13 protein-coding genes and 1 other RNA gene are annotated in these 17,591 nt (G+C 57.6%); 10 read left to right on the top strand and 4 right to left on the bottom strand.

Going from position 1 to position 17,591, the window contains the following annotated elements; translation table 11 throughout:
- Positions 1–305 precede the first annotated feature (305 nt).
- An RNA gene (gene rprA / locus HX778_RS14650) (antisense sRNA RprA) lies at positions 306–412 on the top strand.
- Here the strand turns inward: rprA and HX778_RS14645 are convergent.
- Positions 409–1,311: an alpha/beta hydrolase gene (locus tag HX778_RS14645; protein ID WP_176982417.1), complete on the bottom strand. Its 903-nt coding sequence runs from the start codon at positions 1,309–1,311 to the stop codon at positions 409–411. The two genes, rprA and HX778_RS14645, sit on opposite strands and share 4 nt — an antisense overlap.
- A 10-nt stretch (positions 1,312–1,321) precedes the next feature.
- The gene (locus HX778_RS14640; RefSeq protein WP_176982416.1) at positions 1,322–3,484 is read right to left on the bottom strand and encodes a TonB-dependent siderophore receptor; all 2,163 of its coding nucleotides are present in this window, start codon (positions 3,482–3,484) and stop codon (positions 1,322–1,324) included.
- Positions 3,485–3,635: 151 nt separating this feature from the next.
- Here HX778_RS14640 and fes point away from each other — a divergent pair, with 151 nt between their 5' ends.
- Positions 3,636–5,198, top strand: coding sequence for an enterochelin esterase (gene fes / locus HX778_RS14635; protein WP_176982415.1), 1,563 nt, complete (start codon positions 3,636–3,638; stop codon positions 5,196–5,198).
- Between the two features lie 79 nt (positions 5,199–5,277).
- Here fes and ppsA read toward each other — a convergent pair whose 3' ends face one another.
- The gene (gene ppsA, locus HX778_RS14630) at positions 5,278–7,656 is read right to left on the bottom strand and encodes a phosphoenolpyruvate synthase (protein WP_176982414.1); all 2,379 of its coding nucleotides are present in this window, start codon (positions 7,654–7,656) and stop codon (positions 5,278–5,280) included.
- Between the two features lie 327 nt (positions 7,657–7,983).
- Here ppsA and HX778_RS14625 point away from each other — a divergent pair, with 327 nt between their 5' ends.
- The 8 genes from HX778_RS14625 (at position 7,984) to HX778_RS14590 (ending at position 16,095) form a co-directional block, all read left to right on the top strand.
- A complete protein-coding gene (locus tag HX778_RS14625) occupies positions 7,984–8,817 on the top strand; it encodes a pyruvate, water dikinase regulatory protein (protein ID WP_038473286.1) in 834 nt (277 codons plus the stop codon).
- 170 nt (positions 8,818–8,987) lie between these two features.
- A complete protein-coding gene (gene aroH / locus HX778_RS14620) occupies positions 8,988–10,034 on the top strand; it encodes a 3-deoxy-7-phosphoheptulonate synthase AroH (RefSeq protein WP_038473288.1) in 1,047 nt (348 codons plus the stop codon).
- A gap of 188 nt (positions 10,035–10,222) precedes the next feature.
- Positions 10,223–10,387, top strand: coding sequence for a hemin uptake protein HemP (hemP, locus tag HX778_RS14615; protein ID WP_038473290.1), 165 nt, complete (start codon positions 10,223–10,225; stop codon positions 10,385–10,387).
- A 102-nt stretch (positions 10,388–10,489) separates the two neighbouring features.
- A complete protein-coding gene (locus HX778_RS14610; RefSeq protein WP_038473293.1) occupies positions 10,490–12,469 on the top strand; it encodes a TonB-dependent hemoglobin/transferrin/lactoferrin family receptor in 1,980 nt (659 codons plus the stop codon).
- A gap of 11 nt (positions 12,470–12,480) precedes the next feature.
- A complete protein-coding gene (locus tag HX778_RS14605; RefSeq protein ID WP_038473295.1) occupies positions 12,481–13,512 on the top strand; it encodes a hemin-degrading factor in 1,032 nt (343 codons plus the stop codon).
- Positions 13,509–14,324 (top strand): hemin ABC transporter substrate-binding protein, encoded by an 816-nt coding sequence (locus tag HX778_RS14600; RefSeq protein WP_176982413.1) that lies wholly within the window; start codon positions 13,509–13,511, stop codon positions 14,322–14,324. Before HX778_RS14605 ends, HX778_RS14600 begins: the two co-directional genes overlap by 4 nt.
- A 35-nt stretch (positions 14,325–14,359) precedes the next feature.
- Positions 14,360–15,316, top strand: coding sequence for an iron ABC transporter permease (locus tag HX778_RS14595; protein ID WP_052048961.1), 957 nt, complete (start codon positions 14,360–14,362; stop codon positions 15,314–15,316).
- Entirely contained in the window at positions 15,316–16,095 is a 780-nt protein-coding gene (locus HX778_RS14590; protein WP_038473303.1) for a heme ABC transporter ATP-binding protein, read from the top strand. Before HX778_RS14595 ends, HX778_RS14590 begins: the two co-directional genes overlap by 1 nt.
- Here the strand turns inward: HX778_RS14590 and selO are convergent, their stop codons facing one another.
- Positions 16,096–17,541: a protein adenylyltransferase SelO gene (gene selO / locus HX778_RS14585; protein ID WP_176982412.1), complete on the bottom strand. Its 1,446-nt coding sequence runs from the start codon at positions 17,539–17,541 to the stop codon at positions 16,096–16,098.
- Between the last annotated feature and the right edge of the window lie 50 nt (positions 17,542–17,591).

The raw sequence follows: 17,591 nt of genomic DNA, 5'->3' as shown, positions 1-17,591 counted from the left end.
GTCGTCAGGGGCATGGCGTAATGCCACCTGAAACGTTCACCGATTCAGTGGTGACAGATAAAACAGGACTGGAAGTGAACGGAGATTAATCCGGCCAGCATAATATGGCCAGGCGAGAACTAACTCCTGACACAGTGACTTAACGCAAATGATTAATAAATCTAATCATTAACGGGTTTTTCCCTCGTTATTCCAGCCATTGAACCGCCTTCACTCCGCTATTCTGACGTAAGTTCTTTACCTTTCGTTAACGATTGAGACGAATCTGAGAGACGCCACTTAGCCAGATGCCTACTATTTAACTCACGGTTATGAATCAACACGTTGATTTATAAGCATCGAAATCCCCTGAGTGAAACAACGAATTGCTGTGTGTAGTCTTTGCCCATCTTGATGATGGGCTTTTTTTTATTCTGATTTCGCAAAGTGATTAATAAGCACACCATGCAGAACCAGCGGGGCAACGGTCAGGTGGCTCTGCCCTTCTACCAGCGTAAAATCCACCCGGTGCGGCGCTTTAGCGATTAACGCGTTGGCCATTTCTCGGTTGCCGTCGACCATTGCCCTCTGCCCGCGATGTTTTAACAGTCCGGCGCGTTTTGCCTCCGGCAGCCTGGCTTCCTGTGGCTGCAGCGACTGTTCATATCCCCCGACCGAAATCGAGAGCTGAGTATGCCCCTCATCCGGTTGCCAGTTTTGTGCCATCCGCAGCAGATAACGATCATTCCACCATACCGAAGGGCTTGACGCGTAAAAGTGCTGGAAAGCGTCCGGCGAGGTCATAAACAGCCAGGTGGTAAACAGGCCGCCATACGAGTGACCAAAAAGCGCCTGCCGCTGCGGGTTGATTTTCCAGTGCTGTGCGACCCAGGGTCGGAGCTCAGCGTCAATAAACCGCCAGAACTTTTGTGCCTCGCCTGGTGCACCGGGCGGGTAAGTGCCGCCTGCCGGGTTAGGTTCCAGCGCGACTTTATCTACCGTTGGCCGGTAGTCTCGCTCCCGGCGGCTGTCGCCCGGGTAGTCAATAGCGACCACGACGCCGGGCGTGAGCGGACAGCGCTCACAGGTCAGGCGCTGCATCAGCGACACCGCCCCGGGGAAGACGGATTCGCCGTCCAGCAGATAAATAACCGGCCAGCCTTCTGGCGGCGCTTTACCTTCAGGCCAGGAAACCATGATTTTATACTCGCCGTTCTCCGGCGAATTGAGGCTATGTACCAGAGTATTAGCCAGCGTGTAGGGCTTATCCTGCGTGACTGCCGCCCCCGAAGGGGCAGCGAGTGCGATAAGCGCCAAAAGCAGATAGCGCAAAAAATTCTCCTTACCAGCGATAGCTGACGGTTGCGGTCAGGGTGCGGCCAATGCCGTAGAAGCACGCCGAATCAGACGCGCAGGAAGCCACATATTTTGTGTCCGCCAGGTTGTTGACGTTGAACTGCACGGCGGCGCCCTTCAGCTGAGGACTCACTTCGCCCAGCTCGTAGCGCAGCATCGCGTCATACAAATCCACAGCGGGTACTTTAAACGTATTTTTCGCATCGCCATAGCTGGTACCGATATAACGAACCCCGACGCCGGCGGTCAGGTTTTTCAGCACGCCATCAGGAATGGTGTAACTGCCCCATGCAGACGCCATATGCGTTGGAATGCGTGCCGGCACTTTCCCTTCGGTTCCGGCTACGGTGGTGCTCGCGGTTTCCGCATCCGTCCACGTATAGGAGCCTATCAGGTTGAGGCTGTTAAACAGCGTGGAGTGAACCTCCGCTTCAAGCCCTTTGGAGCGGATCTCACCGGCGTTTTCGAACCAACCCAGCGCGCTGTTGTACGTCCCCACGTTTGTCTGGCGAAGATCAAACAGCGCCAACGTCATGAACGTCTCTTTCAGCGGCTGATATTTCAGGCCCACTTCGGTTTGCTTACCCAGGCTTGGGTCGAACGGCGCGGTACCCGGCGCACGGTTAGTCTGCAGGTTGGGTTCAAAGGAAGTGCTGTAGCTGATATAGGGCGACAGGCCAAAATCAAAGGCATAAAGCAGGCCGGTGCGCCAGGTGAACTTGCTGTCATTCTGCTGCGTGCTTTTGCCTTTAAGGCGGTCCGTCGTTCGCACCTCGGCCCAGTCGTAGCGCCCGGACAGCAGCAGCTGCCAGCGGTTCCAGCTCAGCTGATCCTGCAGATAAACGCCGGTTTGATCGAGATTTTGTTGGTCGTCGCTGACCGCGCTAAAAGTGCTTTCATCAACGTTGAGGCCGTATACCGGACGAGGCCAGTAGATATCGTATTTCGCTCCTATGCCTCGGCTAAGCTGCTGCCGGTCGTGGTTGGACTTGTAATCCAGGCCGCCCAACAGCGTGTGCCCTAACGTGCCTGTATCGAACTGCGCCTCGAGCTGGTTATCTACGCCAAACTCATCGGTATCACGCGTTTCTCGCTGCGCACGGCGCGAAAGTAACGTGTCGCTCTTCGAGGTGGAATACACGAGGTAACGATACTTCTGTTTGATGCTGGCGTAGCGAGCATTCTGGCGGAAGGTAAAGATGTCGTTGAAGCTATGCTCGAACTCATAGCCAACCATCGTTTGCTCGCGCCACGACTGGTCGTAATTAGGATCGCTGACGTTAAAGTCCCGCGGGATATACCCTGCGGCCGTTTCGGTCACCAGCCCTGCGGCAGGCAGGAAGTTACGATAGCCAGCCTTCGGATCTTTCTGGTAGCTGGTCAGCAAAGTAAAACGCGTCTGCTCATTGGGATACCAGGTCAGCGCGGGTGCAATCGCCATCCGCTGCTCTTTGTAGTCGGCCACCTGGCTGTGCTGCGTTCGGGCAATCCCGTTTAAGCGGTAAAGCACACGGTCGTCGTCGCTTAGCGATCCGCCAAAATCAAAAGCCCCCTCGGCCAGATGCTGGTTGCCTGAGCGAAACTGCACTTCATGTATCGCTTCCCTTGTCGGCCGCTTGCTGGTCATACTGATAAGCCCGCCGGGGTTCACCTGGCCAAACAGCACCGACGCCGGGCCGCGCACCAGCTCCACGCGCTCAAGCAGCCACGGGTCAAACGTCCCGGTCTGCGATGAAGCCGTTGCGCCGTAGCTCAGCCCGTCGAGATATTTTGGCACGTAGCTGAAGCCACGCACAAAAACCTCGTCGTTCCGGTTCGAACTTCCCCGATACTCCGTAAAAACGCCCGCCGAATAGCGCAGGGCCTGCGATACGGATGTCACATCCTGGGCGTTCATCTGGTCGCGGGTGATAACCGACACCGACTGCGGCGTTTTCACCAGGTCAGCCGCGGTTTTCGTCGCGGAAAGCGTTTTAGTCGCCACCATCCCCTTCAGCGGCGCCGAAGGATCTTCGCTCACCGAGCCGGTCACAACGAGAGTCTCCTCGCTGCCCTGCCGTTCCTGCGCCTGAACGCCGCCAACCATCCCCATGGTACTGAAGCCCATCAGCCAAAGGCTGTGGGTCACCTTATTGTTTTTAAAATGCATTACCGTAACGTCCCCTGTGATGAGGTGAAATAGCTTCGCCTTTCTCTCCTGTTACGTTTTGTCGTAAAACGCAACGACTCGCAATGTTATTGCAAATCAATCTCATTTGCATTAGCGTGTATGCACTTTTTTATCAGGAATGATGGACGCCATGAGAGCCGCGTGGAGCGCATTAATGTTGGGACTTTGTTCAGCGTCGGCGGTGGCCGCGACCTGCACCTTTACCGGCAGCCAGGGAGAGCAGGAGGGAAAGTTCGATGCCAGCGGTGAAATCTGCTTTGGGCTTCCGGCCCTGCGGGAGAATTACGCTAACGTCCGGCTGAGCGGCGTGACCGACGCCAGCCTGATTGACAGCAAAGGCAGGCTCTGGCGCGCGCTGGTGGAAAACGGGCCGGTGGACGGTAAACATAACCCGCTTTTTGCCCTGCCCGTCGGCCAGGCGTCAACGCTGGTGCTTCGCGGCGAGCCCGGTAAGCGCTGGCAGTTCCGCTGGCAGATTCGTGAGACGGTTCCGCTCAAACGCAATGAAATGCAATCCCCGGAAAGCCCTGCGCTGCTGGCGCTTGAGCAGGCGCTGAGCCGTGGCGCAGGCACGGACACGTTCTGGCAGGAAAGACGCGAGCAAGGTACGCCGCTGGTCGAAACGATAGACGCCAACAACAAGCGCGTTACCTTCCTGTGGCGTGGCGCGCAGGGCAACGTTTTTGTGCTCGGCTCTCCGGCAGGCGATCACGACCCGATGTTTCGCCTGGCGCAGTCCGATGTCTGGTATCGCAGCTATGTAGTGCCGGCTGATACGCTGATGCAGTACAAGCTTGCGCCTGATGTCCCGCTTACCGAAGGCACCGCTCGCGAGCAGCGCCGCGCAATTCTGGTCACGGCTCAGGCTGACCCGCTTAATCCGCAATCCAGCCCGTCGGGCCAGGGGGATCGCTGGAGTCGTTTCTCGCTTTTAGACCTCACCGCCCGCCGCTATTTTACGCCGCAGGCTACCTCGGAACCCATCCGCCATGGCTCGCTGGTTCGTTACCAGGTTGAGAGCAAAAAGCTCAGTAACCGCCGTGAAGTGACGGTTTACCGGCCGCGAGGCAGCCAGCCCGCACGCTGGACGCTGATGCTGTTTGACGGCCGCATGTATCAGGATCGTTATCATCTCGCCAACGTGCTGGACGGCCTGATTGCCCGCCATGCCCTGCCGCCGGTTAACGCCGTGTTTATCGACAGCCTGGACGGCGAACGCCGTGAGAAAGAGCTGCCGCCCAATCCGGACTTTGCCGATTTTATGGCCCAGGAGCTGACGCCGTGGCTTAACCGCCTGGGCATCACCACTACGGCGCGGAAAACCATTGTGGCGGGTTCAAGCTACGGCGGGCTTGCCTCTGCCTGGGTTGCCCTGCGTCATCCCGAGACGTTTGGTAACGTGCTGAGCTTGTCCGGCTCTTACTGGTGGGCGCCCGAGGGTGAAATGCCGGGCTGGCTAACCCGGCAGTATCAAGAGTCACCGCGTTTACCCGTTCGTTTCTGGCTGCAGGCAGGCCGCTTCGAAAGCAAAGGCGCGGACGGGGGTATTTACCGTAATACACAACAGCTTGAAGCCGTCCTGCGTGAAAAGGGCTACGAGGTGAGCTTTACCCCCTGGTCGAGCGGGCATGATTATGCGGCGTGGTGCGAGGCCATTATTACCGGCATGAAGGATTTGATTAAGCGGGGATAATAGCCGCCCCGGTGAGCTTCCCAATGCACGGCTGGAAGACACCGGAGCGGTTCCCTTTCTTTTTAATAAGAGAGGGGCGTTACTTGTTCAGTTCGGCGAGGCTTAGCCAGGTTTGCACCACGGTGTCCGGGTTCAGGGACAGACTGTCAATCCCCTCTTCCATCAGCCAGGCCGCGAAGTCTTCGTGATCGGAAGGCCCCTGACCGCAGATCCCCACGTATTTACCCTGTTTCTTCGCCGCTTTGATGGCCATCGACAGCAGCGCTTTCACCGCATCGTTACGCTCGTCAAACAGCTCGGAAACCACGCCAGAGTCGCGGTCCAGGCCCAGCGCAAGCTGCGTCATATCGTTAGAGCCGATGGAGAAGCCGTCGAAGTATTGCAGGAATTCGTCCGCCAGCAGGGCGTTGGACGGGATCTCACACATCATGATGATTTTCAGCCCGTTCTCACCGCGCTTCAGGCCCTGACGCTCCAGCTCTTCAACAACCGCTTTCGCCTGGGCGACGGTACGCACAAACGGCACCATCACTTCGACGTTGGTCAGGCCCATTTCGTTACGCACGCGCTTCATGGCCGCACATTCCAGCGCGAAACAGTTACGGAAGCTGTCCGCCACGTAGCGACCTGCACCACGGAAGCCCAGCATTGGGTTCTCTTCTTCCGGCTCATAACGCTCGCCGCCCACGAGGTTGGCGTATTCGTTAGATTTGAAGTCGGACAGACGCACGATCACACGCTTCGGCCAGAACGCCGCGCCCAGGGTCGCGATCCCCTCGGTCAGGCGACCAACGTAGAACTCAACCGGATCGTCATAACCTTTCATCATCGTGCGGATTTCAGCCTGCAGAGCGGGCTCCTGCTGGTCGAACTCCAGCAGAGCGCGCGGGTGCACGCCAATCATGCGGTTGATGATAAATTCCAGACGCGCCAGGCCAACGCCTTCGTTCGGCAGGCAGGCGAAGTCGAAAGCACGGTCCGGGTTACCGACGTTCATCATGATTTTCAGCGGCAGATCCGGCATCGCATCCACCGTGGAGCTTTTCACGGTGAAGTCGAGGATTTCAGCGTAAACGTAGCCGGTGTCGCCTTCGGCGCAGGATACGGTGACGTTCTGGCCGTCTTTCATGCGCTCGGTTGCGTCGCCGCAGCCCACAACGGCAGGAATACCAAGCTCACGGGCGATGATTGCCGCGTGGCAGGTACGCCCGCCGCGGTTGGTGACGATCGCCGCCGCTTTTTTCATGATCGGCTCCCAGTCAGGGTCGGTCATGTCGGTGACCAGCACGTCGCCCGGCTGAATGCGGTTCATTTCGCTGATGTCGTGAATAACTTTTACCGGGCCTGCACCGATGCGGTGACCAATCGCGCGGCCTTCCGCCACGATTTGCCCCTGGGCGTGCAGCTGGTAGCGTTCCATGACCTGGCCCTGAGAACGCACGGTTTCCGGACGAGCCTGAACGATAAACAGCTTGCCGGTGTGGCCGTCTTTCGCCCACTCGATGTCCATCGGGCGGCCATAATGTTTTTCGATCTGTACCGCCTGCTTAGCCAGTTCCTGAATTTCTTCCTGGGTAATACAGAAACGGTCGCGGTCGGCTTCCGGCACGTCTTCAATCCGCACCTGCTTGCCGTGTTCCTGAGTCGGGGCGTAAACCATACGAATTTTTTTCGAGCCCATGGTGCGACGCACGATAGCCGGATTACCCGCTGCAAGCGTTGGCTTGTGCACGTAGAATTCATCCGGGTTCACTGCGCCCTGCACCACCATTTCCCCCAGGCCCCACGCGGCGGTGATAAACACCACCTGATCGAAACCAGATTCGGTATCGATGGAGAACATGACCCCGGAAGAAGCCAGGTCGGAGCGCACCATGCGCTGTACGCCAGCGGAGAGCGCCACGCCACGGTGGTCATAGCCCTGATGCACGCGGTAGGAGATTGCACGGTCGTTAAACAGCGAGGCGAAAACGTGTTTCACCGCCACCAGCACGGCATCATAGCCCTGCACGTTGAGGAAGGTTTCTTGTTGCCCGGCAAAGGAAGCGTCCGGCATGTCTTCGGCAGTGGCGGAAGAGCGCACCGCAAAGGAGGCTTCGGCATCGTCGGCAGAGAGCGTTTGATAGGCTTCGCGGATAGCATCTTCCAGCTCGGGCTGGAAAGGCGTGTCAATAATCCACTGGCGAATCTGCGCCCCGGCTTTCGCCAGTTCGCTAACGTCGTCAATGTCGGTTTTATCCAGCAGCTCATAAATACGCTGGTTCACGCCGCTCTGGTCGAGAAAAAGGTTAAACGCCTCGGCGGTAGTGGCAAAACCGTTCGGGACGGAAACGCCCATACCCGAAAGATTGGTAATCATTTCACCCAGGGAGGCATTTTTGCCCCCGACCCTGTCTACATCATTCATGCCGAGTTGGTTATACCAAAGCACCAGCGATGACGAGCCGTTATTGGACATCGAAACAATCCTTTTTTAAATGAATGGGTACAAGAAACACCAGACTTCGTATTTAGCTTTGCATATTCCGGGGGGAGAATGAAACCGGTGAATCGTTCAAGCAAAATAAAATATGACATTTTCGGATAGATCCGCTCACTTCATAAACCATTGATTATCATATAATCCTTACAATACCAATGGTTATAGTGTTGATTTGAATATATTTCCGATGGTTTATTAAATTTAAAAACGCTATTTCACTTTTTAAATTAAGATTAGCGCTACTCGGAATGCCTTGTTTTACTTTATGCTTTGGGTAAACCGGTTCCCCGTTCAGGAATAAAAATGGATAACTTAGTCGATCGTCAGGTATTTTGTATTTCCGATGGCACGGCAATTACCGCCGAGGTACTTGGCCACGCGGTGATGTCACAATTCCCGGTATCTATCAACAGTATTACCCTGCCGTTTGTTGAAAACGAAAGTCGGGCAAAAGCGGTCAAAGAGCAGATTGACGCGATTTACCAGCAGACAGGTGTGCGCCCGCTGGTGTTTTATTCCATCGTGATGCCCACTATCCGCGACATCATTATGCAGAGCGAAGGTTTCTGTCAGGACATTGTGCAGACCCTGGTCGCCCCGCTGCAGCAGGAGCTGAAGCTCGACCCGACGCCCGTTGCCCACAGAACTCACGGCCTTAACCCCGGCAACCTGATGAAGTATGACGCGCGCATTGCCGCCATTGACTACACGCTGGCGCACGATGACGGCATTTCGATGCGCAATCTCGATCAGGCTCAGGTGATCCTGCTGGGCGTGTCCCGTTGTGGAAAAACCCCTACCAGCCTCTATCTCGCCATGCAGTTTGGCATTCGCGCCGCCAACTACCCTTTTATTGCCGATGACATGGACAACATTCAGCTTCCCGCGGTGCTTAAACCGCTGCAGCACAAGCTGTTTGGCCTGACTATCAACCCCGAACGACTGGCCGCTATCCGCGAAGAGCGCCGTGAAAACAGCCGCTATGCTTCCCTGCGCCAGTGCCGTCTGGAGGTCGCCGAAGTCGAGGCGCTGTTCCGTAAAAACCAGATTCGCTACCTCAACAGTACCAACTACTCGGTGGAAGAAATGGCGACCAAAATTCTCGATATTATGGGACTGAATCGCCGCATGTACTAAGAAACTAGTACAAAAGACCAACCGTGTATGCTAGGGTGTACAGACTGCGGTGGGGTAATCCCTTTGCCAAAGCGGGCAGAATGTTGAAATCGGTCAGCTTTGGTTTATTGTGATCCCCATCACTTCCCGGTAAATCTGCCGCAGAGAAGACAAAATTTCTGAGACACCCAATGAACAAAACAGATGAATTGCGAACCGCGCGCATCGACAGTCTGGTGACCCCGGCCGAGCTGACAGAGCGTTTCCCGGTTTCCGCTGACGTTGCGCAGCACGTAACCACCGCCCGCCGCAGGATAGAAAAGATCCTTACCGGGGAAGATAAGCGCCTGCTGGTTATCGTCGGGCCATGCTCTATCCATGACCTTGATGCGGCAATGGACTACGCTCGCCGTCTCAAAACGCTGCGAGAAAAACATCAGGATCGCCTTGAGATCGTGATGCGCACCTACTTCGAGAAACCCCGCACCGTCGTCGGCTGGAAAGGGTTGATTTCCGATCCGGACCTGAACGGCAGCTACCGCATTAATTACGGTATCGAACAGGCTCGTCGCCTGCTGCTGCAGGTGAATGAGCTGGGTGTGCCCACCGCGACAGAATTCCTGGATATGGTGACCGGGCAGTATATCGCCGACCTGATTAGCTGGGGTGCGATTGGCGCGCGCACGACCGAAAGCCAGATCCACCGTGAGATGGCGTCCGCGCTCTCCTGCCCGGTCGGCTTTAAGAACGGCACCGACGGCAATACCCGCATTGCGGTAGACGCCATTCGCGCCGCACGTGCCAGCCATATGTTCCTCTCCCCGGATAAAAAAGGGCAGATGACGATTTACCAGACCAGCGGCAACCCTTATGGACACATTATTATGCGCGGCGGCAAACAGCCGAATTACCACGCGGAAGACATTGCCGCGGCCTGCGATACGCTGAGCGCATTCGACCTGCCGGAGCATCTGGTGATTGATTTCAGCCACGGTAACTGCCAGAAGCAGCACCGCCGCCAGTTAGACGTCTGCGAAGATGTTTGCACGCAAATTCGCAACGGCTCCAGGGCGATCGCCGGGATCATGGCGGAAAGCTTCCTGCAAGAAGGGACGCAGCAAATCGTCGCCGGCCAGCCGCTGACCTACGGCCAGTCGATCACCGATCCTTGCCTTAACTGGGAAGATACGGAAACCCTGGTCGCCATGCTGGCCCAGGCAATCGACAGACGCTTCTGACCCAACCTTCCGGCGGGGAGCCCAATAACCCGCCGGATATCATAGCATTACGCTTCGCGACAACGTGCCCGCAGAGAAATTCCCTGATTCACAGAATTATTACAAATAATGCTTGCTGCCGATCCTGCTTTTTCTGATAATGATTCTCATTGTTACACTGATTGTCATTTGTAAACAGAGTGAAGCGTATGGACAAACCATTCACCCCCGCCCGCCCGCAGACAGGGACAGAACCGCGTCAGGTTGACAGCAAAACGCTGCTCGGCGCCGATGGCCGTGTCGTTATCGTGCACGAAGGGCAGCAGTATCTGTTACGCCAGACTCAGGCCGGGAAGCTCATCCTGACCAAATAAATTAAACAAACCGTTCCCCAAATCCAAAAGGGGAAATTAGCCAGCCACCCAGGTCATCCCCAGGCAGCCAGCGCTTTCGTTATTCTTATGGAGAGTTGCGCTATGCCTTGCACCAACACAGCAGGTTTTCGTCTGTCTGTACTCACGTTAGCCGTTTTTACTGCCCTGCCCGCCTTTGCTAAAGATGAGCAGATGACCGTGGTTGCCACCGGTAACCAGCGCAGTACCTTCGAAGCCCCGATGATGGTCAGCGTTATCGACGCGAATTCGCCGGAGAGCCAGACGTCCACCTCTGCCGCTGACATGCTGCGTAAAGTGCCGGGGATAACTATCGATGGCACCGGGCGCACCAACGGCCAGGACATCAACATGCGCGGCTACGACCGCCGCGGCGTGCTGACCCTGGTGGACGGCATTCGCCAGGGCACCGACACCGGCCACCTGAACAGCACGTTCCTCGACCCCGCGTTGATTAAACGCATTGAAGTGGTCCGTGGCCCTGCAGCCCTGCTGTACGGCAGCGGCGCCCTGGGCGGCGTCATCTCCTATGAAACCGCAGACGCTGCAGATCTGTTATTTGCAGGCCAAAATAGCGGCTACCGCGTATTCGGCACCGGCGGCACCGGCGACCACAGCATCGGCATGGGCGCCAGCGCCTTTGGCCGCACCGACAACCTGGACGGCGTTGTCGCCTGGTCCAGCCGCGACCGCGGTAACCTGCGTCAGAGCAATGGCGAAACAGCACCTAATGACGAAAACATTGGCAACCTGCTGACCAAAGGCACCTGGTATATCGATTCCGCTCAGTCTCTGTCCGGCTCCCTGCGTTATTACAACAACAGCGCGCGCGAACCGAAGAATCCGCAGACGCCGGATGCCACCGCCTCCAGCAACCCGATGACCAACCGCTCAACCATCCAGCGCGATGCACAGCTGAAGTACCATCTCGGCCCGCAGGATAACGACTGGCTGAACGCCACCGCGACGGCCTACTGGTCAGAGGCACGCATTAACGCAGAAACCCCTAACCAGGGCGGCGAGTTCCGCAAACAGACCACGAAGGGCGGCAAGCTCGAAAACCGCAGCCGCCTGTTTAACGACAGCTTCGCGGCTAACCTGCTGACCTACGGCGGTGAATATTACCGTCAGGAACAGGCTCCAGGCGGCCTGACAACCGGTTTCCCGCAGGCGAAAATCAACTTCGGTTCAGGCTGGCTGCAGGATGAGATCACCCTGCGCGACCTGCCGATTTCTATTCTGGCCGGCACGCGCTACGACAACTACAGCGGCAGCAGCCAGGGCTATAAAGACGTAGACGCCGATAAATGGTCATCCCGTGGGGCAGTTTCCGTAACCCCAACCGACTGGCTGATGCTGTTTGGTTCCTATGCGCAGGCGTTCCGTGCCCCGACCATGGGCGAGATGTATAACGACGCCAAACACTTCTCCATCGGCACCCGCTACACCAACTACTGGGTACCAAACCCGAACCTGCGTCCGGAAACCAACGAAACTCAGGAATACGGCTTCGGTCTGCGCTTCGACAACCTGGCGATGGCCAACGATGGCCTGGAGTTCAAAGCCAGCTACTTCGACACCAAAGCGAAAGATTACATCTCCACCACCGTGGACTTCGCCAAAGCGACCACCATGTCCTATAACGTACCGAAAGCCAAAATCTGGGGCTGGGACGTGACCGCGAAGTACACCGCCGATCTGTTCAGCCTGGATACCGCCTATAACCGCACCCGCGGTAAAGATGAAGACACCGGCGAGTACATTTCCAGCCTGAACCCGGACACCGTCACCACCACCCTGGACATCCCCGTTGCGCACAGCGGCTTCTCCGTGGGCTGGGTCGGCACCTTCGCCGAGCGTTCCACCCACATCAGCAGCTCCTATGCACAGCAGCCGGGCTACGCGGTCAGCGATTTTTATGTCAGCTATAAAGGGCAGCAGCAGCTGCGCGGTTTAACCACCACGCTGGTGTTTGGCAACGCCTTCGATAAAGAGTACTGGTCACCGCAGGGTCTCCCGCAGGATGGCCGTAACGGTAAAATTTTCGTGAGCTATCAATGGTAAAGGAGTTATTCATGAGTCAGCGTTACGACAGCTGGATCCAGCTTAAGCAAGAACACCCGAAGAAATACGCCCGGGATATCGCCAAACTGATGCACATCAGCGAAGCGGAACTGACCCATGCCCGAGTCGGACACGACGCATGGCGCCTGAACGGCGATGTGAAAGAGATTTTCGCCGCGCTGGAAGCCGTGGGGGAAACGAAGTGCATCTGCCGTAACGAATATGCGGTTCACGAGCAGGTTGGCCGCTTCGAGAACCAGCACCTGAACGGCCACGCCGGGCTGGTACTGAACCCGCGTGCGCTGGATCTGCGCCTGTTCCTGAACCAGTGGGCAAGCGTGTTCCACGTCCGTGAAGAGACGGCTCGCGGTGAACGCCAGAGCATCCAGTTCTTCGACCATCAGGGCGATGCGCTGCTGAAGGTGTACACCACCGACAACACGGATGTTGAAGCCTGGAGCCAGGTGCTGACCCGCTTTATCCATACCGACAACCCGGCTCTGGATATTAAAGCCGTTGAAGAAGCGGTGATGACCCCAACCGTCGAAGCCGACAAAGTGGATGCCGAATGGCGCGCGATGACCGATGTGCACCAGTTCTTCCAGCTGCTGAAACGCCACCAGTTGACGCGCCAGCAGGCTTTCCGCCTGGTGAAAGACGACCTGGCCTGCCGCGTGGATAACGAAGCCCTCTCTCATTTGCTGAATCAGGCGAAAGAAGACGGCAACGAAATCATGATTTTCGTCGGCAACCGTGGCTGCGTGCAGATCTTCACCGGTGAAATTCGCAAGGTGGTGCCGATGGAGAACTGGGTCAACGTCTTCAACCCGGAATTCACCCTGCACCTGATGGGTGACACCATTGCTGAGAGCTGGGTAACCCGCAAACCAACCGCCGACGGACACGTTACCAGCCTTGAGCTATTTGCCGCCGACGGCACGCAAATCGCACAGCTGTACGGCCAGCGTACCGAAGGCCAGCCGGAGCAAGAGCAGTGGCGCACGCAGATTGAAGCGCTGATCGGCAAAGGGTTAGCGGCATGAAACGCCTGCTGCTCGCCATCCTCGCCCTGCCGTTAATGGCAGGTGCGGCCGAGCGCGTGGTAACCATCGGTGGCGACGTCACCGAGATTGCCTGGGCTCTGGGTGCGGGTCAGGATGTGGTGGCTCGTGATAGCACGAGCCTTCATCCCGATGCCGTGAAAAAGCTGCCGGATGTCGGCTACCTGCGCCAGCTTAACGCCGAAGGTATTCTGGCTATGCGCCCGACGCTGGTACTCGTCAGCGCGCAGGCACAGCCCTCAATGGCGTTGAAACAGGTTGAGTCCAGCAAGGTGAAGGTTGTTACCGTCCCGGCCGAAAACAGCCTGGACAGTATTGACGCCAAAGTGGCAGCCGTGGCTAACGCGCTGGGTAAAACCGCCGAAGGCGACAAGCTGCGTAAGGAGCTTCACGACCAGTTGGCGGCGATCCCAGCCCAGCCGCTTGGTAAAAAAGTGTTGTTCATTATGAGCCACGGCGGCATGACCGCTATGGCGGCAGGACAGGAAACCGCTGCGGATGCCGCGATTCACGCTGCGGGCCTGGACAACGCCATGCAGGGCTTTAAGCGCTATCAGCCGCTGTCCCAGGAAGGCGTCATCGCCAGCAAGCCTGACCTGATTCTGGTCACCACCGACGGGGTGAAAACCCTCGGCGGCGAGGACAAGATCTGGGCATTACCGGGCCTTGCACAGACCCCTGCGGGAAAAAACAAACGGCTGATGGTGGTGGATGACATGGCGCTGCTCGGCTTTGGCATTGATACCCCGCAGACGATCCTCGCCCTGCGCAAGAAAGCGGAGCAATTACCGTGATACGCCGCCCTTTGCCTCACCACGCCCTGTGTTTGATGGGGCTGGTTCTGCTGGCAATGGCGCTTATTGCCGCGAATCTCGGTGCCATGCGGCTGTCGGTTGCCGTGCTTTGGCAGGCGCATGACGACACGCTGCGCGATATCTGGCTCAACATTCGCCTGCCTCGCGTGCTGCTGGCGGCGCTGATTGGCGGCGCCCTGGCGCTGTCCGGCTGCGTGATGCAGGGACTGTTCCGTAACCCGCTGGCTGACCCTGGTTTACTGGGGATCAGCAGCGGGGCCGCGCTGGCGGTGGGTCTGTCTATCGTGATGCCGCTGGCCCTGCCGGCGGTTTTGGCACTTTATGCTCCCATGTTAGCTGCATTTGTCGGCAGCCTGGCGGTGACGCTGGCGATTTTCCTGCTTAGCCGTAAGGGCGCCAACAGTTTGTCTCGCCTGCTGCTGGTGGGCATCGCTATCAACGCCCTGTGCGGCGCGGCGGTTGGCGTATTGTCGTGGATCAGTAACGACACCCAGCTCCGCCAGCTTTCGCTTTGGGGTATGGGCAGCCTGGGCCAGGCTCAATGGTCAACGCTGCTCGCCACCGCCTCTCTTATCCTGCCCGCAGCCGCAGGGATCTGGCTGCTGTCTAAGCGCCTTAACCTGCTCCAGCTTGGCGATGAAGAAGCGCACTATCTTGGCGTTGATGTCAAAACAACCCAGCGCCATCTGCTGATTCTGAGCGCGCTGTTGGTTGCCGCCTCGGTGGCGATCAGCGGCGTTATCGGCTTTGTCGGGCTGGTGGTACCACACCTGGTGCGCATGTGGCTTGGGTCCGATCATCGCTGGCTGGTGCCTGGCTCGGTGCTGGCAGGCGCGATGCTTTTGCTGGTGGCCGATACATTGGCGCGCACGGTTGTCGCCCCCGCTGAAATGCCGGTGGGTCTGCTGACCAGCCTGATTGGCGGGCCATGGTTTCTGGCGATGATTTTCCGCAGCAAGGAGAGAGCGTGATGGACGAAATTCTGCAGACGCATCATGTTTCGCTGAAAATGGGGCATCGTTATCTTATTGACGACGTTAACGTCAGCCTGAAGCCGGGCGAAGTGGTCGCACTGATTGGCCCAAACGGCGCGGGGAAATCCACGCTGTTGCGGCTGTTAACCGGGTTTCAACAACCGGACAGCGGGCGGGTCGCCCTGGCGGGGCATGATTTAAGCCAGTGGTCCAACGACGCCCTTTCCCGCAAACGGGCGGTGATGCGCCAGCAAAGCAATATGGCGTTTAGCTGGACGGTAGAAGACGTGATCGCCATGGGCCGGGCACCCTGGCCGCAGGAGTCAACGGCCAGCGTCGTGGCGGAAGTCATGGCGCTAACCGGCTGTGATGACCTGAGCGGCAGAGATTTTTGTCGCCTGTCCGGCGGCGAACAGCAGCGGGTGCAGCTTGCCCGGGCGCTGGCACAGCTCTGGTGCGACGGGCAGCCCCACGGCTGGCTGTTTCTGGATGAACCAACGTCCGCGCTGGATCTCTACCACCAGCAGCACGTGCTGCGCCTGCTGCGACGTCTGGCCCAAATGGGCACGCTGTCGGTTTGCGTTGTGCTGCACGATTTAAACCTGGCCGCGCTGTGGGCCGATCGCATTGTTCTGCTGCATAAGGGCAGGATGGTCGCGGACGGCACGCCTGATGAAGTGCTGGACGAGCAAATTTTACAGCGCTGGTATCAGGCGGACCTGCGGGTATTCCGGCATCCGGAACACCCGGTTCCTCAGGTAGGTCTGCGCCAGTAATCAGCTGGAACAGCTGACTTCCAGCCGTTTTCCCCAGTCAGGCGGGCGCTGCGTCATGTCGTCCTGACGGTCGGTAAACGGCTGGAGCAATGCCTGATGCAGCTTAGCCAGTTCACGAGTATCGCCCTGCTCCGCAGCTTCTATTGCCCGTTGCGCCAGCCAGTTTCTCAACACCAGGGCCGGGTTCACCGCCTGCATTTTCTGCTGGCGTTCTGCATCACTCACCTGCTCGACCTGAAGCCTTTCGCGATAACGTCCAAACCACGCGTCAAAACTTGCCCGGTCGATAAACTCATCGCGCAGCGGCGAGGCGGCGCTGAGCTGTTCCGTCATGCTAAGCATGCGGAAGGTGCGGGTGTAATCGCTCCCTTCTTTGCTCATCAAAGCAAACAGTTCGCTGAGGATTTGGTTGTCGGCCGACTGCTCGGTGCAGAGACCCAGTTTGGCCCGCATCTGCTGGCCAAAGGCACGCATAATGGCCGGCTGATAGCCATCCAGAATAGCGTTCAGCTTATCGGCAGTAATAAACGGAGACAGCGTTTGCGCCAGCCGCTGCAGGTTCCACAGCCCTACCGCAGGCTGGTTATCAAAAGCATATCGCCCCTGATAATCCGAATGGTTGCAGATAAACTCAGGCTGGTAATCGTCGAGGAAGCCATACGGGCCGTAGTCCATGGTCAGGCCAAGAATCGACATGTTATCCGTGTTCATCACCCCGTGCGCAAACCCCACGGTTTGCCAGCTGGCAATTAATGCGGCGGTACGCGTCACGACGTCGCTGAACCACAGCTCATAGCGTTCTTCAAGCCCCTGCAAATGCGGCCAGTGGTGGCGAATGGCGTAATCGGCGAGCTGCTGCACTTTCTCCGGCTCGCGGCGGTAATAGAAGTGCTCAAAGTGACCAAAACGCAGGTGGCTCTCAGACACCCGGAGCAGCATCGCCCCCTGCTCAACCGTTTCGCGCTGCACCGGCGTGTCGCTGGTGACAATCGTTAAGGCTCGCGTAGTTGGGATCCCGAGGGCATGCATAGCTTCACTGGCAAGAAACTCTCGAATAGTGGAGCGCAGTACCGCCCTGCCGTCTCCCATCCGCGAGTAAGGCGTTAAGCCAGCACCTTTCAGGTGCCAGTCAACTTTGCGCCCGTCGGCTAGCTGTTGCTCACCCAGTAAAATACCGCGACCGTCTCCCAGTTGCCCGGCCCAGACGCCGAACTGGTGCCCGCTGTAGACCTGGGCCAACGGTTGCATGCCGGGCAGTAGCGTTTCGCCACTCCAGACACCCTGATGCTGTGCATCAAAAAGAGAGCGTTCGAGACCCAGCTCATCGGCCAGCGGCTGGCTGTGATAAAGCAGCCGCGCATTTTTTAGCGGCGTTGGGTTTAATTCGTTGTAGAAACCCGGCAGCTCGTCGTGCCAGGTATTCAGAAAAGTTAAAGTGTTGGTCATGGTTCCTCCGCCCGACAGTGTAGCCCCGGTAATGGATTTTAAACACGGTG

Source organism: Cedecea sp. P7760 (genome assembly GCF_013386425.1).
In the GTDB taxonomy this organism is placed as follows: Bacteria; Pseudomonadota; Gammaproteobacteria; order Enterobacterales; family Enterobacteriaceae; genus Cedecea; species Cedecea selenatireducens.
Note: the sequence above shows the minus strand (reverse complement) of the source record. Positions and strands in the feature narration are given on the sequence as shown.

Excerpts from the sequence above, each read along its gene's own strand:
- HX778_RS14640 (WP_176982416.1), bottom strand. The coding sequence starts at position 3,484 with ATGCATTTTAAAAACAATAAGGTGACCCACAGCCTTTGGCTGATGGGC.
- fes (WP_176982415.1), top strand. The coding sequence starts at position 3,636 with ATGAGAGCCGCGTGGAGCGCATTAATGTTGGGACTTTGTTCAGCGTCG.
- ppsA (WP_176982414.1), bottom strand. The coding sequence starts at position 7,656 with ATGTCCAATAACGGCTCGTCATCGCTGGTGCTTTGGTATAACCAACTC.
- HX778_RS14625 (WP_038473286.1), top strand. The coding sequence starts at position 7,984 with ATGGATAACTTAGTCGATCGTCAGGTATTTTGTATTTCCGATGGCACG.
- aroH (WP_038473288.1), top strand. The coding sequence starts at position 8,988 with ATGAACAAAACAGATGAATTGCGAACCGCGCGCATCGACAGTCTGGTG.
- hemP (WP_038473290.1), top strand. The coding sequence starts at position 10,223 with ATGGACAAACCATTCACCCCCGCCCGCCCGCAGACAGGGACAGAACCG.
- HX778_RS14610 (WP_038473293.1), top strand. The coding sequence starts at position 10,490 with ATGCCTTGCACCAACACAGCAGGTTTTCGTCTGTCTGTACTCACGTTA.
- HX778_RS14605 (WP_038473295.1), top strand. The coding sequence starts at position 12,481 with ATGAGTCAGCGTTACGACAGCTGGATCCAGCTTAAGCAAGAACACCCG.
- HX778_RS14600 (WP_176982413.1), top strand. The coding sequence starts at position 13,509 with ATGAAACGCCTGCTGCTCGCCATCCTCGCCCTGCCGTTAATGGCAGGT.
- HX778_RS14595 (WP_052048961.1), top strand. The coding sequence starts at position 14,360 with ATGGGGCTGGTTCTGCTGGCAATGGCGCTTATTGCCGCGAATCTCGGT.
- HX778_RS14590 (WP_038473303.1), top strand. The coding sequence starts at position 15,316 with ATGGACGAAATTCTGCAGACGCATCATGTTTCGCTGAAAATGGGGCAT.
- selO (WP_176982412.1), bottom strand. The coding sequence starts at position 17,541 with ATGACCAACACTTTAACTTTTCTGAATACCTGGCACGACGAGCTGCCG.